Raw genomic sequence first — 15,164 nt, forward strand, 5'->3', positions numbered from 1 at the left:
CCTCGAGTCGCGATACGTCCGTCGATAAATCTATTTTTTTAGACTAAATAAAGTGAAGGGAAAATGCAAGACGGGAAAGTCCACAATTTTCAGCCCGTCATCGCCGTCGCATCGCCAGAAATCGGTCGATGTGTATAATTAAAAAGACGAACGGCACGCGCGATCGCTGAGATCGACGCGCCGCGCGTCGGCCAACCAGGAGGACAAGATGGCGATCATTGGCGTGATGGGCTCGGGCAAGAACGAATGGCCGGAGTTGGCGACGCCGCTCGGAACGTGGATCGCCGCGCAAGGATTCGACCTGCTGACCGGCGCCGGCCGCGGCGTGATGCTGTCGATCGCGCGCGCGTACGCGACGACGCCGGGGCGCCGCGGCCGCTCGATCGGCATCGTGCCGAGCGAAGCGCACCCGCTGTTCGGCTTCGTGCCGATCGCCGGCTATCCGAATCCGTTCATCGACCTGCCTATCGTCACGCCACTGCCGCGCAAGGAAGCGGACGCGCCGAACGACGCATTGAGCCGCAACTACGTGAACGTGCTGACGAGCGACGTCGTCGTCGCGCTGCCGGGGAGCAAGGGCACGCTCGACGAGATCCGCCTCGCGACGCGCTTCGCGAAGCCGTTGATCTGCACCGGGCCCGCGAGCGCGTTCGATGGCGTCGCGGCCGGCACGCGCATCGTGTCGGCGCTCGATGACGTCTATGCATTCGTGCTCGCGCACGTGAGCCGCGCGGAAGGCGGCGCGGGCGCACACGTTCCGTCGGCGTGAACCGCACGCCTTCCGGGTCCACGGCGCGTCGGCCGCCATCGCTTCCCGTGTCGCCGGTCACAGCCGCGCAATCGTGTCGGCGAGCACGCGCACGCCCAGCATGAAATCATCGATCGACATCGCCTCGCGCGGGTTGTGCGACCCGTGATCGTTGCGCACGAACAGCATCCCGCTTGGCACGCCCGCGTTCGCGAACAGCGCCGCGTCGTGGCCCGCGCCGCTCGGCAGCGTCGCATACGGCACGTCGAGCCGCGTGCACGCGTCGGCTAGCGCGGCGCGCAGGGTGGCATCCATCCGCGCCGGCGCGCTCGCCAACCGCCGGTCGAAATCGAATCGCACGCCACGCTCGCGCGCGATCGAATTGCATTCGGCGATCAGCAGCTCATGGAAGACGTCGAGCGTCTCCGTGCTCTCGCTGCGCGCCTCGAAGCTGAAATGCACCTGGCCGGGAATCCGCGAAATCGAATGCTCGTCCTGGTCGGTCGACACGATGCCGGTCGTCACGACGAGATCGATGTTGCGTTCAAGCAGCCGGCGCCAGTGCTCGTCGAGCCGCGTGATCAGCTCGGCGACCGCGAAGATCGCGTCGTGCCGCAGGTCGCGCGGCACCGCGCCGGAGTGGCCGGCCTCGCCGATGCAGCTGATGGAGTTGTGCCGCACGTTGCCGCGAATGCCGGACACGACCGCGACCGGCAGCCCGCGCGCGACCATCACGGGCCCCTGCTCGATGTGGAGCTCCAGATACGCATGCGCGCGCCGCACGTCGAACAGCGGCTTGCGCGCCCGCACCGCGTCGATGTCGACGCCCGCCGCCGCCATGCAGTCGGCCAGCGGGCGGCCGGTGCTGCGATGCTTCATCGCGAGATCGTCCGGCGTCAGCCGGCCGAACAGTGCGCTCGATCCCATGTAGGCCTTGCCGAACCAGGCGCTCTCTTCGCCGCGCAGCGCGATCACGTTCAACGGGTGCGGCGACGCGCGGCCGCTGCGCCGTTGCGCGACGAGGCACAGCAGCCCCGCGACGATGCCCGCGAGCCCGTCGTAGTTGCCGCCATGCGGCACCGAGTCGAGATGCGAGCCGACCCAGATCGCACGCGCATGCGGGTCCGCGTCGGGCAGGCTGAAGATCAAGTTGGCCGCGCGGTCGGCGCGCACCGCGATGCCCTCGCGTTCGGCGTGCGCCGCCAGCCGCTGCGCGGCCGCCGTTTCGCTGTCGCCGTAGCTCTCGCGCGTGACGCCCACGCCGTCGGCCGACAGCACGCGGATCTCGTCGAACCACTGCTCGGCGAGCGCCGTCAGTTCGGCAAGCGGCAGCGCCGCCGCGTCGTGCACGTCGATGTCCGCCGGCGCGTCTGGCCTGTCGGTATGCGCGTTCATCACGCCCCCGCCGTCGTGCCGCCCGCGCGCGCCGGCGCCGCGCAAAAGCGCTGCCAGCGCTCGCTCAGCTCCGCGTCGAGCCTGACCTGCCCGGTCAGCGACGCGATCGCGCCGATGCCCTCGTCCGCGCAAAACTGCTCGAGCCCGTCGATGATCGTGCGCATCACGCCCGGATCGCGGAACGACGCAGTGCCCACCTGCACCGCGCTCGCGCCGGCGAGCAGGAACTCGATGGCGTCGGCGGCGCTCCGGATGCCGCCGCAGCCGATCACCGGTATCGACACGGCGCGGTAGCACTGGTGGACGAGCCGCAGCGCGATCGGCTTGATCGACGGCCCGGACAGGCCGCCCATCACGTTGCCGAGCGACGGCCGGCGCGTGCGCACGTCGATCGACATGCCGAGCACCGTGTTGCCCATCACGATCGCATCGGCGCCCGCGTCCTGCGCCGCTTGCGCGATCTTCGCGATGTTGCCCGCGTTCGGCGTCAGCTTCACCCACAGCGGATGCCCGGTGCGCGTGCGGATTGCGTCGACGACCTGCCGGGTCATGCCCGCGTCCATCCCGAACGCCATGCCGTCCGCCTCGAGATTCGGGCACGAGATGTTCGCCTCGATCGCCGCGACGTCCGGCCGCGACAGCGCCTCGCACGCGCGCGCGAACGCGTCCGCCGTATCGGCGGACACCGACGCGACGACCGGCGTGCCGTGGCCCGTGTACGCGGGCAGCACGTGTTCGAGATAGTCGTCGATGCCGCGGCTCGGAATGCCGATCGAATTCAGCATGCCGTCACCCGCGTCGGCGACACGCGGCGTCGGGTTGCCCGGGCGGCTGACGGGCGACACGCTCTTGATCACGAGCGCGCCGAGCCCGCTCAGGTCGAGCGCATCGCGATACTCGATCGCGAAACAGCCGGATGCCGGCATCACGGGATTGCGCAGGCGCAGTTCGCCCACGCGTACGCTCAGGTCAGCCAACTTCCACCTCCACCTCCGTCACCACGTCGCGAATCGCGAACACCGGGCCCTCGCGGCACACGCGCCGGAATGCGCGGGTCGCGCCGTCGTCGAACATCCGCACGCACGACAGGCAGACGCCCATCCCGCATGCCATCCGCTGCTCGAGCGCGACCTCGCCGCGCATCGACGGATGGTCGGCAAGCACGCGCTGCAGCAGCGCGAGCAACCGTTGCGAGCCGCACGTGTAGACCGCGTCCGGCCGATCGCGCGCGATCGCGGCGCGCAGCAGCGCGTCCACGTTCGCGACCGCCGACGAGCCGTCGCTGTCGAACACCGCATGCACGTCGGCCGGCGCGCCGCGCAGGAATTCCGCGGTCATCAGGTCGTCCGGCGTGCGCGCCGACATCACGACCGTCAGCGCGATGCCCGCCCGCGCCGCGCGCTGCACGAGCGGCGCCATCGTCGCGAGACCGACGCCGCGCGCGACGAGCAGCAGCCGTCGCGCGCCGGCGTCGAGCGTGAACGGGCGGCCGAGCGGCCCGACGATCGACAGCCGCGCGCCGACGCCGAGCTGCGCGAGCGCACGCGTGCCTTCGCCGGTCACGTTGTACAGGAACTCGATTTCGCCGGCGCCGGGGCCGACGCCGTACACGCTCATCGGGCGCGGCAGGAATGGCCGGTGCAGATCGCTGACGGGGCAGACGAGCTGATAGAACTGGCCGGCCTGCGTGACGCTCGCGAGCGGCGCGTCGGCGCGCACGCGCAGATAGCGATAGCGCCGGTTCACCGCGCGATGCGCGACCACGTCGCACGCGTGCGTGGCGACCGTGGCCGCCCACGGCTGCGCGCAGGCGCGCGCCCCGTCGATCACGTCCATCGTTCTCTCCTCGTTACGGTTGGGCGGGAGCCACGCGCGTCAGTCGAGCGCGCGGTCCTTCAGTTCCGGAATCAGCGTGACCGTGACGATCATGTCGAGCACGTACAGCGCGGCCAGCATCGCGATCGCGATCTGAAACGAATAGCGCGCGGCGAGCGCGCCGACGACGAGCGGCCCGAGGCCGCCGATCGCACGGCCGACGTTCCACAGCACGTTCTGCGCGGTCGCCCGCACCGCGGTCGGGTACGCTTCGGACATCAGCGTGCCGTAGCCGCCGACCATGCCGTTCACGAACATGCCCATCAGCGCGCCGGCCCACAGCATCGTGGCCGGGTCCGTCAGCCGCGAATACGCGAACACCATCGCCACCGCGCCGAGCTGGTACAGCAGGAACGTCGGCTTGCGGCCGATCCGGTCGGCCAGGTGTCCGAACAGCCAGACGCCGGCCATCATCCCGAGCACGGTCACGGCGGTCCACAATCCGGATTTCGTCAGCGAGAAGCCGAGCTGCTTCGACAGGAACGTCGGCATCCAGATCATGATCCCGTAGTAGCCGAAGTTCTGCACCGCGCACAGCACGACGATGCCGATGCTCGTGCGGGTCGTGCGCGCATCGGCGAACAGCAGCCGGAAACGCGCGCCCGTGCGCGCCGGCTGCGGGCTCCGGACGAACACTTCCGGCTCGTGCAGCTTGTTGCGCAGCACCCAGGCGACGATCGCGGGCAGCACGCCGATCGCGAACATGCCGCGCCAGCCGACGCTCTGCAGCAGCAGCGGCGTCAGCAGCGACGCCGCGAGCACGCCGCTCTGCCAGCCGAGCGCCACGTACGACGACACGCGGGCGCGCTTGGCTGCAGGCCACGCTTCGGCCGCGAGCGCCATGCCGATGCCGAATTCGCCGCCGAGGCCGATGCCGGCGATGGTCCGGTACGCGAGCAGATCCCAGAAGCCCTGTGCGAACGCGCACAGCCCGGTGAACACCGCGAAAAGCAGGATCGTCCAGGTCAGCACGCGCACGCGGCCGTAGCGATCGCTCAGCGCGCCGAAAATCACGCCGCCCGCGACCGCGCCGACCAGCGTCCACGTGACGAGCGCCCCCGCCTGCTGCGCGCCGAGGTGCAGCGACGCCGCAATTGCCGGCAGCATGAAGCCGAGGATCAGCAGGTCGAAGCCGTCCATCGCATAGCCGATGGCCGAGCCGGCCAGCACTTTCCACGCGTAGCGCGACACCCGTTCGGGCGGTGCGTCGGCGGGCGCGGCCGCGGAGGATCGAAGGTTCGCTTCCATGATTGTCCGTATCGTGAGGAGGGGATATCGATGCCGGCGGTCCGCCTCGCGGTCGTTTGTCGTTTTTTTTAGACAGACGGACCACAACCCGATCGTCGGCATCGCACAGCTTAAGGGCGTGGCCCGGGCGGATTCGCGCCGGCGTCGCGCATCAGACGACCAGTTCCTTCGACACCTGCGCGGCGAAGCCGTTGAGCGCCGCGAGCAGCGCGTCGTCCGAGCGCCCGCTTGCATCGCTCAGCCGCCGCGCGTGCTCGCGCAGTTCGGCGAGAAACGCCTGCACCGTCTCCGTGCAGACCGCCACGCCCTCCTGCCGTTCGGCGAACGTCGCGGCCGCCTGTGCGAGCAGCACCAGCGCCGCCGATTCCCGCCCGTGCGGCGCCGCCGCGTCCCGGCAGCGCGTCGCGAACCGGTGAATGTCGGAAAAGCCGACGACGTCCTGTGCCAGCCACTGCGTGGCGTCCATAAGGTTCATGCTTTCCTCCTCGTCTAAATATTTAGACTACCCGCATCAAAAACGGAATGCAAGCGTCCGATGTATCGGGGTAAACCGGGAAGCCTCGCATCGCGATGCCTACGTCAGAAACGCGTGCGCAGGCCCGCGCCGTACGTGATGCCGGTCGACAGCCCGCCGACGTGATCGACCTTGATCGCCGAATAGAGGTCGGTGCGCTTCGACAGCAGATAGTCGTAGCCGAGCGCGCCGGTGCTGCGATGCGCGCCGTCGGCGAGCGCCCCGCTCGAATGCGTATACGCGTAGCTCGCCAGCAGCGAACCCACGCCGATCGGCACGCTGACGCCGGCCTGCAGCGTATCGCCGTGGAAGTTGCCGCGCTGCGCGCGGTTCGCGACGTTCATGTACTGCGCGAACAGCTTCACGACACGCCAGTCGTACAACGCACTGACCTGCACCGTGCGCTGGCTCGACAGGCCCGGCGCCGCGGCGAGCGCGCCGTCGAGATCGCCAGGCGTCGCGCTGAAATTCACGTACTGGAAGACCACGGCGGCCGCGAATGCGCCGCGCGCGTAGTTCGCGTTGACGCTCCATTTCTTCGCGCCGTTCCGGCCGGCCGTATTGCCGAGTGCATACAGCAGCCCCGCATTGAATCCGCCGAACGTCGGGCTCGTATAGGCGAGCGCGTTGTTCCACGCCGAATCGCCGACCACGCCCTCGGCGCCCACGCCCTTGAACGTGTGGAAGATCATCGGCGAGAACGTGTACGAATTGAACAGCGGGTTGAACTGGATCGTCGCGAGATACAGCGGCGTCGTGATCCGGCCAAGACGAAGCTGGCCGAACCGCGACTGCAATCCCGCGTACGCATTGCGCGAAAACAGGCTGTCCCCGGCGTAGCGGCCGTACGCGCCGCTTTGTGGTTGAAAGTAGCTTTCGAGCACGAAGAACGCCTTGTTGCCGTTGCCGAGATCCTCGCTGCCGCCGAGCCCCCAGAACGACGTCGTCATCCCGCCTCCCGACTGCACGAGCGCCGTGCGCCCGCCGGGTTGCTTCACAGAACCGACGAAAGCGTCGGCGACGCCGTACAGCGTCACGCTCGACTGCGCGTGCGCGAGCGACGCGACGCCAATGGCGCCTGCCGCGCCGGCCATCAGGAATCCTGCCCGAAATCGGGCGCGCGGGGTACGCAACGTCATGCTTTTCTCCTCCCGGCGCAATGGGCCGGCACATGTGAATGTCTGGAAGGGGCGATGCCTCTATCGCCGACAGCGTCTGCGCGCTCGCCCTTCGTCCAAATATTTAGACGATGTGCACGCGCACGGACACGGTCCAGTCGCAGGCCGTTACCGCGCACCAGACGAGCGCAAGCCGCGGATGTGCGAGCATCCGTTGTCGGCTACGTTAAAATACCCGATACAAAAAAATAGACAAACATCGATCTTCGCGATGCCCTCGGCAGGATGGCGGCGCGGCGCGGTCGCGCAACCCGGTGTCTGTCGATTTTTCACCCGCCACCTAGAGGTACTTCATGTCCACCGCCGGTTCCCGAAAAACGCGTCTGCGCGGCGCGCGCTTCGACTTCGACAGCATTGGCGAGCGCTTGCGCGCGTACCGGATGGCTGCCGAGTTGCGCAGCGAGGATGTCGCCGAGCGCCTGAACATCTCGCGCGCGGCGGTCTACAAGCTCGAACGTGGCGAGATTGTAAAGATCGATACGCTCGAGCGGCTCGCCGCGCTGTTCGGCGTGTCGCTCGCGAACCTGATGGGCGTCGAGGTCGAGTATCACGATTCGGCGATCAGCTATTTCGAGCGCATGCGGCAGATCGAGAGCCGCTCGCAGCGGATCTTCGCGCATTTCGATCCGTTCTCGTTCCTGCTGACCTCCGACGATTACGAAGGCTGGCTGCGCCAGATGCTCGAGGAAAGCATCCCGCCGTCGCTGACCGATGCCGCGTGGCGGCAGACGCTGTCGAAAGTGATGACGATCCTCGCGGACCGGAAAGCCGCGTTCCGGCGCGCACCGCTGAACGTGACGAGCCTGATCGGGCTGCGCCAGATCGAGCAGTTCCTGCACCACGGCCTGGTCGGTCGCCTCGGGTTGCCGCCGGGCGTGCAGCTCGAGCGCAAACTCGCCGCGCGCCGGGAAGTGATGCGGATCGTCGGGATGCTGGAGGACGATGAGAAAGGCGTGCGTATCGGCATCGTCAGCGACAACCTGCCGAACGAGACCTTCCAGATCTTCGAGGACGACGACAGCGCGCATATCGCGGTATCGCCATTCCGGCTCGGCGAGCTGCCGAACATTCGTACCGGCATCGCGACGATCACAACGTCGGCGGATGCCGTCGCGATGTACCGGAAGATGATCGACCGGCTGTGGACCGATTCCACGAAGGGGGCCGACGGGGCCAGGCTGCTCGTCGACCTGCTCGACCGGGCGTAGTGGGGCGTGGGGTGGATCACGCGCGATTCCGGGTTGGGAGCGACATGACCGCGCCCGGCGGCCGCCAATCCCGCCATGTCGCGGCGCGCATGCAACATGCCGCGCGCTGTCACGCCTTCACGGGTGCTGGAACCGACTGTATTGCCGCTCCCGCGAGCGCGGTTGACTTGCGTCAAGCGTCCTCTTTCGTTGCAGGCTTGACGCGTATCAAGTCGGCACGCGCGCTGCTCGGCTGCAATGGAGTCCGTCAAGCGGTGGTGTGTGGCTTGCCACACCGATCCGACAAAATCGAGCAGACGGGAACGTGCCGTTCTCGTTCGAATCCAACCTGCGCGGTGCGGCAACGACGCGCGCGCCCGCCATACCGATCCGTCCACCATGTCCCGAACGCCTCACGTACCGTTTGCGCTAGGCCGCGGAAACGCACGACGAAAGTCGATGCAATTCGATCGCGCATTGAGTCGGCCCGCCACGTATCCGCACCCCGCGGGACGCATCGAGCGGATTGAAACCCATCTGTCCGTCGTCTATCTGGCGGGGCGCTACGCGTACAAGCGCATCAAGCCGGTGCGTTTCGCGTTCGTCGATCTCGTGCGCGCTGCGCGGCGCCGCCGCTGTGCGCTCGCGGAATGCACGCTCAATCGGCCGTTTGCCGGCCCGCTGTACCTGGGCGTCTGGCCGCTCGTCGCACGCGGCCGACGATGCGCGTTCGATGCGCCGGTGCGGATTGGCGGGCGCCGTCAGCGGCAGCAGGCGGCGCCCGGCGAGTACGTGGTGCGCATGCGCCGGTTCGACGCGCGAGGGATGTTGTCCGCACGCAGCACGTCGCTCGATGAAGGGCTGGCGGATGCGGACGCCCTCGCCGATATGCTGGGCCGCCTTCATCTGCATGCGCCGCGCCGCGCCCCGCGCGGCCATCCCGGCAGCGCGGAATGCGTCGCGGCCCAGTGCCGGCCCTTGCTCGACACGCTCGACGTCGCCGTGACGGATGAAGCGGCGCTGCGCGCCTGGTACGAAGCCGAGTTGACCCGCATCGCACCGCGGCTTGCCGATCGGCATGCATACGGATTCGTGCGCGCGTGCCACGGTGATCTGCATCTCGACAATATCGTCCGCTGGCGCAACCGGATCCTGATGTTCGACTGCATCGAATTCGACGACACGCTGCGCTGGATCGACGTGGCGAGCGATCTCGCGTTCGCGTTGATGGATTTCTCCGCCCACGGGCGCGACGATTGCGCCCACCGCCTCCTTTCCGGATGGCTGGCACGCACGGGCGACCATGCGGCACTGGGCGTGCTGCCGTGCTACTTCGTCTATCGGGCACTGGTGCGCGCGCTGACCGCACGATTACGCGGTGACGAAGCGGCGCGTGCCCGCTATCTGCGCATCGCGTCGGCCATGGCCAATGCACGACGCGATGCGCAACCGATGCTGCTCCTGTGTCACGGGGTTTCCGGCTCGGGCAAATCGCTGGCCAGCCGTGCGCTGGCGGAGCGGCTCGGGGCGATCCGGCTGTCCAGCGATGTCGAACGCAAGCGGAATGCCGGTGCCCCCGGGGGCACCCGTCTGCCGCGCGGCGCCTATTCGGACACGGCGATCGACCGGGTCTACGAAAGGCTGCTTTCAGAGGCCGGCGTGGTGCTCGACAGCGGCTACACGGCGATCGTCGACGCGACGTTCCTGCGCGAACGCAACCGCGCGGCGTTCATCTCGCTCGCCGCACGCCACGGCGCGCGCGTCGCGATTCTCGATTTCACAGCGAGCCAGGCGACGCTCGCTGCACGTGTCGCGGCGCGGGCGGCATCCGGACGCGATGCCTCCGATGCCGACACGGCCGTGCTGGCACGACAGATCGAGCATGCGGACCCGCTGACCGAAGCGGAGGCCGCGATCGCGATCCGTTTCGACACCGATTGCGATGTCGCGGCGTATGGGAGCCGCGCATTCTGGGCACCATTACTCGCCGCGCTGCGTACGTAAGCTCGCGGTGCGCGTCATGGGCAAGCGGCCCGGCCGCCTGCGCACCTCGGACAAACCAGTACCCAGCCGGTCGAATCGCGTGCACGGCCGAATGCAGTGCGTTGGAACTGGCTTTCCGATCGGGCGCTGGATCCCGTGTGCCCGTCGATCGAACTGTCTGCGGGAAAGTCGCGCCGCAGCCGGAACGGCCGGGGCGCGATCGGCTCACTCTGCCAGCAATTCAGCGCTGCGACGCGACGAGATGCCGACCAGCTGGTCGGCAGGCTGCGGCCGTGCGAACAGGAAGCCCTGCCCCTGGTGGCAACCGATCTCCTGCAGGAAGGCCAGCTGCTTTGCCGTCTCGACGCCCTCCATCACGACATCGAGCCCCAGCGCGCGCCCCATTGCAACGATCGCGCGCACGATCGCGTCGTCCGTACTGCCCGAGCCGCAGTCCGTGAGGAACGACTGATCGATCTTCAGCGTATCGACGGGCAGATCCTTCAGATACACCAGCGACGAATAACCCGTACCGAAATCGTCGATCGCGAGGCTGATCCCCCGCGTCGCCAGTTCGCGCAGCAGGATGCCCATTTCCTCGCGGGTGTTCATCGCCATGCTTTCGAGCAACTCGAGCTGCAGGTATTCGGCCGGCAACGCGGTTTCACTGAGAATGGTCGTCAGGTCGCTCAGGAAGTGGTCGGTAAAGCACTGCCGCGCCGACACGTTCACCGACACACGCCCGAATTCGAAGCCCTCGTCGAGCCAGCGGCGCGCCTGGCGGCAGGCTTCGTGCAGCACCCACCTGCCGATCGGGACGATCAGCGCCGATCGCTCCGCGAGCCCGATGAAGTCGCCCGGCGGCACCAAACCCCTGCTCGGATGCAACCAGCGCAGCAGCGCCTCCACGCCGACGATCCGGCCGCTGGCCAGATCGTATTGCGGCTGGTAGAACAGGCGGAATTCATTCTGCTCGAGCGCGCGGTGCAACTCGCCGAGCGTCTCCAGCTGCTCGATCGCCGACGACGTCATCTTGCTCTCGAAGAACTGGAACACGTTCCGGCCGCGGCTCTTCGCACCGTACATCGCCTGGTCCGCGAGCAGGATCAAGTCCTCCGCCTCGGTGCCGTCGTCCGGATAGATGCTGATGCCGATGCTCGGCGTCACGAAGATCTGGCGATCGCCGATATCGATCGCCCGTCCCACTTCGTCCAGCAGCTTGCGCGCGACTCGCCCGACGTCGCGGACATCGTCGACCTCCTCGAGCACGAGCGCGAATTCGTCACCGCCCATGCGCGCCACCGTGTCGTTCGCGCGCACGTTCGCGACGATGCGCTCCGCGACCATCTTCAGCACCTCGTCGCCGGCGTTGTGGCCGAGCGTATCGTTGACCAGCTTGAAGCGGTCGAGATCGAGGTACATCACCGCGACCTTGCGACCGAACCGCTTCGCATGAACGATCGCGTGCGTGAGCCGCTCCTCGAACAGCATCCGGTTCGCGAGATTGGTGAGCACGTCGTGCGTGGCGAGATAGCCCAGCCGCTCCTCCGCCTGGCGCCGCTGCGTGATGTCGGAAAAAATCGCCGCGTAGTGAGAGATTTCGCCTTCGCTGTCGCGAATGCTGGTGATCGTCAGGTATTCGAGAAACAGCTCGCCGGTCTTGCGGCGATTCCAGATTTCGCCTTGCCAGTGGCCATCGGTCGTGAGCGAATGCCACAGCTGCTTGTAGAAATCGGGCGTCTGGCGCCCGGAACTCAGCAGGCCCGGGTTGCGCCCGACCACTTCGTCCTCGGTGTACCCGGTCAGGCGCGTGAAGGCTTGGTTAACGCGCTCGATCTTCGCGTGCCGGTCGGTCACCATGATGCCTTCGAGCGCCGATTCGAACACCCGATCCGCCATGCGCAGGTTAAAGCGCGCGAGGCCCAGCGCTTCGTCGCGCTCGCGCAACGCGCTGCGCAGCTCGTTCGCGTATTCGTGCTCGATGCTCTGCAGCACGTCCGCGAAACAGAGCAACCCGGTCAGCCTGTCATCGTCGTCCTGGATGCCAACATGTCGCACATTGTGGTCGGTCATGAAACGCTGCGCCGCATACAGGCTCTGCCTTGCGGTCAGCATCTGCAGCGGCCTGCTCGCGTAGGCCCCGACCGCACCTTCGGCCCCGCCGTCTGCCAAGAGCCGGACGATGTCCCGCTCGGTCAGGATGCCGTGCTCGCCATCGTCGTAGCCGACGAGGATCGCATCGAGCCGTTGCGCACGCATCCGTGCGATGACTTCGTGCAGCGCGGTCTGCTCGGGCACCACAACAGGCGGATGAACGCGGATCGATTCGATGGGCTTCAGGTGCAGGAAAAATTCCGCCCCCTGGTTCACGACGATGTCGGTCTGCGTCAGCACGCCGATCGCGGCGCCGTCCCGGACCACCACGAAGTGCCGCACGCCCGACTGCTTGAACTTCATCGCGGCTTCACCCAGCGGCGTATTGGCCTCGAGCGTCAGCACCGGATGGCTCATCACCTCGCTGACCGGCCGATCGAGTTCGCGCGGATTGTCGCCGGCCGACAGTGCATCATGCTCGGTCCAGATCCCGACGACCTGTTCATCCTTCATCACGACGATCGAACTGCAACGTTCGGCGAACATGCGTCGCGCGACCTCCCGCACCGGCGTGGCGGGCGCGCAGGACAGAATCTGACGCGCAACGAGGCGCGCAATCGGAACATCATAACTGTTCGGATACATTCTCTAACCAATACGAAAAACCCTCGCCGGCGCACTTCGATCCGGCAATCTTCGGGCGCGCCTGCGGCGGCAGGCAGGATATAAGATCACCTGCCTCGAATGGTTGCGTACTCATCGAACTCGCAAACGAGGAATTGACCCATCGTCGGGGCGTCGCGGCGACGAGCGCGGCACTGTGGCCTCGAGACTGCGGTTGACGGCCCCCTTGTCCAGCCAATCCACACGCCGGAACACTGCCCCCTCAGGGCCGGCCCCCTGGGTTAACGGCAGATTCGGACAAGAATTGAGTGCCATGGCGACGTTCGCGCCAATGACTCTTGTTCGCCATGAACCGGTCCTCCGATGTTGAGCCGCCGCAGTCTCCGTTGATTTTGGGGCAGCGCTTGTTCTTCACGAAGACCAACAGCCGAATGACCAGGAGGATATCTCGACTGCCGACGCCCGCCCGCATCCAGATCCCGTAGCACGGATTTCGCATAGCGCATCCACGCCGCGCCGGCATCCATGAATTGCACGTTCCGCCCCGAACGGTCTAGCCGCTGAGTGCGCAGCGTGTCTTCCAGTTGACGTATCCGCTGCGACAGCGTGGGCTGCGAAACGTGCAGTGCCTCGGCGGCGTACGTGAAATTGCGGTGTTCCGGGACGGCCAGGACGTAACGGACATCACACAACAGCACGGCGAATTTCCTCGTGTCCGACAACAATTGGTCTTGCCTATGGTTAGCATCACAAACCCGTCTTGGACACTATGACGCAACAGGTCCATTCTCTGTTCAACGCATCGCACTGACCGACGCGGCGACGAACGCCAGACTGAATGGAGCTGACCATGCAAGAGATCATCGACGGTTTTCTGAAATTTCAACGGGACATCATGCCCGCTCGCAGGGAGTTGTTCCGCAAGCTGGCCACCAGCCAGACGCCGCGCACTCTGTTCATTTCCTGTTCCGATAGCCGCATGGTTCCCGAACTGGTCACTCAGCGCGAACCGGGCGATCTGTTCGTAATCCGCAACGCCGGCAACATCGTGCCTTCGTTCGGTCCCGAGCCGGGCGGTGTGTCGGCAACCGTCGAATATGCAGTCGCCGCGCTCGGCGTGACGGATGTGGTGATCTGCGGCCACTCGGACTGCGGCGCGATGACGGCCGTCGCAACGTGCAAGTGCCTCGACCATATGCCCGCCGTCGCGAACTGGCTGCGCTACGCCGACTCGGCGAAGCTCGTCAACGAGGCGCGTGAACATGCAGGCGAGCGCGAGCGCGTCGACTCGATGGTGCGCGAGAACGTCATCGCACAGCTCGACAACCTCAAGACCCATCCCTCCGTTGCACTGGGACTCGCGCAAGGCCGCCTCAATTTGCACGGATGGGTCTACGACATCGAATCCGGCTCGATCGACGCGCTCGACGCCGCGACTCGCCAGTTCGTGCCGCTCGCCGCGCATCCCGATGTCACCGCGACGCCCGCCGAGTGCGTGGCTGCGCTCTGATTCCCGGCTCGTCACACCGACTGCCGATCTCACTAGGTTGATTTACTCAAGGAGCAACATCATGACCCAATCGCAAGTCACACCGAACGCGCGCGAAGCTCTGACGGAAACGATCGTCGACGCGAAGGTGCGCAAGAACCTCACGTTCGAAGCCATCAACGAAGGCACGGGCCTGAGCCTCGCATACACGACAGCCGCGCTGCTTGGTCAGCATGCGCTGCCGGAGAATGCGGCGAAGCTCGTCGCGGAACGCCTCGGGCTCGACGACGACGCCGTGCGCCTGCTGCAAACCATTCCCGTGCGCGGCAGCATTCCGGGTGGCGTGCCGACCGATCCGACCGTCTACCGCTTCTACGAAATGGTGCAGGTGTACGGTTCGACGTTGAAGGCGCTGGTTCACGAGAAATTCGGCGACGGCATCATCAGCGCGATCAACTTCAAACTCGATATCCAGAAGGTTCCGGACCCGGAAGGCGGCGAGCGTGCCGTCATCACGCTCAACGGCAAGTATCTGCCAACCAAGCCGTTCTGAACCAATGATGCGAAGACGAAAATTCTTACTGAGCACCGGTGCCGCGCTTGCTTCGGGCGGCCTTGCGCTCTCGGGTTGCACGATGACGGGGCCGCGCTCCACGTCGAGCACCAACAACGCGCTGTACTCCACAAGGAGATCCGAAATGACTTCACCCGCAGCAATTCGCCCGCCGCTTCCCCCGTTCACGCTGGAGACGGCCATCGAGAAAGTCCGTCTCGCGGAAGATGGCTGGAATTCGCGCGACGCCGCCAAGGTCGCGCTCGCCTATTCGCT

The 15,164-nt window shown here is 66.7% G+C and carries 13 protein-coding genes and 1 pseudogene; 6 read left to right on the forward strand and 8 right to left on the reverse strand.

Annotated features, from left to right (window positions below; translation table 11 throughout):
• Window positions 1–208: 208 nt before the first annotated feature.
• The gene (locus SB771_RS21980; RefSeq protein ID WP_175662407.1) at window positions 209–769 is read left to right on the forward strand and encodes a DNA-binding protein; all 561 of its coding nucleotides are present in this window, start codon (window positions 209–211) and stop codon (window positions 767–769) included.
• A 57-nt stretch (window positions 770–826) separates the two neighbouring features.
• Here the strand turns inward: SB771_RS21980 and SB771_RS21985 are convergent, their stop codons facing one another.
• From SB771_RS21985 to SB771_RS22010, 6 genes are all read right to left on the reverse strand, one after another.
• Window positions 827–2,143, reverse strand: coding sequence for a Zn-dependent hydrolase (locus SB771_RS21985; RefSeq protein ID WP_175662406.1), 1,317 nt, complete (start codon window positions 2,141–2,143; stop codon window positions 827–829).
• Window positions 2,143–3,120, reverse strand: coding sequence for a dihydroorotate dehydrogenase (locus SB771_RS21990; protein WP_165754159.1), 978 nt, complete (start codon window positions 3,118–3,120; stop codon window positions 2,143–2,145). The genes SB771_RS21985 and SB771_RS21990 overlap by 1 nt, the downstream gene beginning before the upstream one ends.
• Entirely contained in the window at window positions 3,113–3,979 is an 867-nt protein-coding gene (locus SB771_RS21995; protein WP_175662405.1) for a dihydroorotate dehydrogenase electron transfer subunit, read from the reverse strand. The genes SB771_RS21990 and SB771_RS21995 overlap by 8 nt, the downstream gene beginning before the upstream one ends.
• A 39-nt stretch (window positions 3,980–4,018) precedes the next feature.
• On the reverse strand, window positions 4,019–5,266 hold the full coding sequence (locus SB771_RS22000) for an MFS transporter (RefSeq protein ID WP_105830939.1): 1,248 nt from the start codon (window positions 5,264–5,266) through the stop codon (window positions 4,019–4,021).
• Between the two features lie 151 nt (window positions 5,267–5,417).
• Window positions 5,418–5,741, reverse strand: a complete 324-nt coding sequence (locus SB771_RS22005) for a hypothetical protein (protein ID WP_011660795.1) — start codon at window positions 5,739–5,741, stop codon at window positions 5,418–5,420.
• Between the two features lie 104 nt (window positions 5,742–5,845).
• Window positions 5,846–6,919, reverse strand: a complete 1,074-nt coding sequence (locus SB771_RS22010; protein ID WP_175662404.1) for a porin — start codon at window positions 6,917–6,919, stop codon at window positions 5,846–5,848.
• Between the two features lie 332 nt (window positions 6,920–7,251).
• Between SB771_RS22010 and SB771_RS22015 the strand changes: the two genes are divergently transcribed.
• Window positions 7,252–8,166, forward strand: coding sequence for a helix-turn-helix domain-containing protein (locus tag SB771_RS22015; protein ID WP_175662403.1), 915 nt, complete (start codon window positions 7,252–7,254; stop codon window positions 8,164–8,166).
• Window positions 8,167–8,544: 378 nt separating this feature from the next.
• Complete coding sequence (locus SB771_RS22020; RefSeq protein WP_175662467.1) at window positions 8,545–10,149, forward strand: bifunctional aminoglycoside phosphotransferase/ATP-binding protein; 1,605 nt, start codon at window positions 8,545–8,547, stop codon at window positions 10,147–10,149.
• 204 nt (window positions 10,150–10,353) lie between these two features.
• Here the strand turns inward: SB771_RS22020 and SB771_RS22025 are convergent, their stop codons facing one another.
• Complete coding sequence (locus SB771_RS22025; RefSeq protein WP_175662402.1) at window positions 10,354–12,867, reverse strand: EAL domain-containing protein; 2,514 nt, start codon at window positions 12,865–12,867, stop codon at window positions 10,354–10,356.
• 437 nt (window positions 12,868–13,304) lie between these two features.
• Window positions 13,305–13,544: pseudogene (locus SB771_RS22030) on the reverse strand (LysR family transcriptional regulator); the annotation flags it as partial.
• Window positions 13,545–13,696: 152 nt separating this feature from the next.
• Here SB771_RS22030 and SB771_RS22035 point away from each other — a divergent pair.
• The 3 genes from SB771_RS22035 to SB771_RS22045 all read left to right on the forward strand — a co-directional run.
• On the forward strand, window positions 13,697–14,356 hold the full coding sequence (locus SB771_RS22035; RefSeq protein ID WP_012372075.1) for a carbonic anhydrase: 660 nt from the start codon (window positions 13,697–13,699) through the stop codon (window positions 14,354–14,356).
• A 61-nt stretch (window positions 14,357–14,417) separates the two neighbouring features.
• The gene (cynS, locus tag SB771_RS22040; protein WP_124657387.1) at window positions 14,418–14,888 is read left to right on the forward strand and encodes a cyanase; all 471 of its coding nucleotides are present in this window, start codon (window positions 14,418–14,420) and stop codon (window positions 14,886–14,888) included.
• Window positions 14,889–15,033: 145 nt separating this feature from the next.
• Window positions 15,034–15,164 (forward strand): DUF1348 family protein (locus SB771_RS22045; protein WP_410721816.1); only part of this gene is annotated, 131 nt, incomplete at its 3' end.

It is taken from the genome of Burkholderia sp. SIMBA_051, from assembly GCF_046534915.1.
Taxonomy (GTDB): Bacteria; Pseudomonadota; Gammaproteobacteria; order Burkholderiales; family Burkholderiaceae; genus Burkholderia; species Burkholderia ambifaria.

What these genes read in the sequence shown, in the direction of transcription:
- SB771_RS21980 (WP_175662407.1), top strand. Translation starts at nt 209, where the DNA reads ATGGCGATCATTGGCGTGATGGGCTCGGGCAAGAACGAATGGCCGGAG.
- SB771_RS21985 (WP_175662406.1), bottom strand. Translation starts at nt 2,143, where the DNA reads ATGAACGCGCATACCGACAGGCCAGACGCGCCGGCGGACATCGACGTG.
- SB771_RS21995 (WP_175662405.1), bottom strand. Translation starts at nt 3,979, where the DNA reads ATGGACGTGATCGACGGGGCGCGCGCCTGCGCGCAGCCGTGGGCGGCC.
- SB771_RS22000 (WP_105830939.1), bottom strand. Translation starts at nt 5,266, where the DNA reads ATGGAAGCGAACCTTCGATCCTCCGCGGCCGCGCCCGCCGACGCACCG.
- SB771_RS22005 (WP_011660795.1), bottom strand. Translation starts at nt 5,741, where the DNA reads ATGAACCTTATGGACGCCACGCAGTGGCTGGCACAGGACGTCGTCGGC.
- SB771_RS22010 (WP_175662404.1), bottom strand. Translation starts at nt 6,919, where the DNA reads ATGACGTTGCGTACCCCGCGCGCCCGATTTCGGGCAGGATTCCTGATG.
- SB771_RS22015 (WP_175662403.1), top strand. Translation starts at nt 7,252, where the DNA reads ATGTCCACCGCCGGTTCCCGAAAAACGCGTCTGCGCGGCGCGCGCTTC.
- SB771_RS22020 (WP_175662467.1), top strand. Translation starts at nt 8,545, where the DNA reads ATGTCCCGAACGCCTCACGTACCGTTTGCGCTAGGCCGCGGAAACGCA.
- SB771_RS22025 (WP_175662402.1), bottom strand. Translation starts at nt 12,867, where the DNA reads ATGTATCCGAACAGTTATGATGTTCCGATTGCGCGCCTCGTTGCGCGT.
- SB771_RS22035 (WP_012372075.1), top strand. Translation starts at nt 13,697, where the DNA reads ATGCAAGAGATCATCGACGGTTTTCTGAAATTTCAACGGGACATCATG.
- cynS (WP_124657387.1), top strand. Translation starts at nt 14,418, where the DNA reads ATGACCCAATCGCAAGTCACACCGAACGCGCGCGAAGCTCTGACGGAA.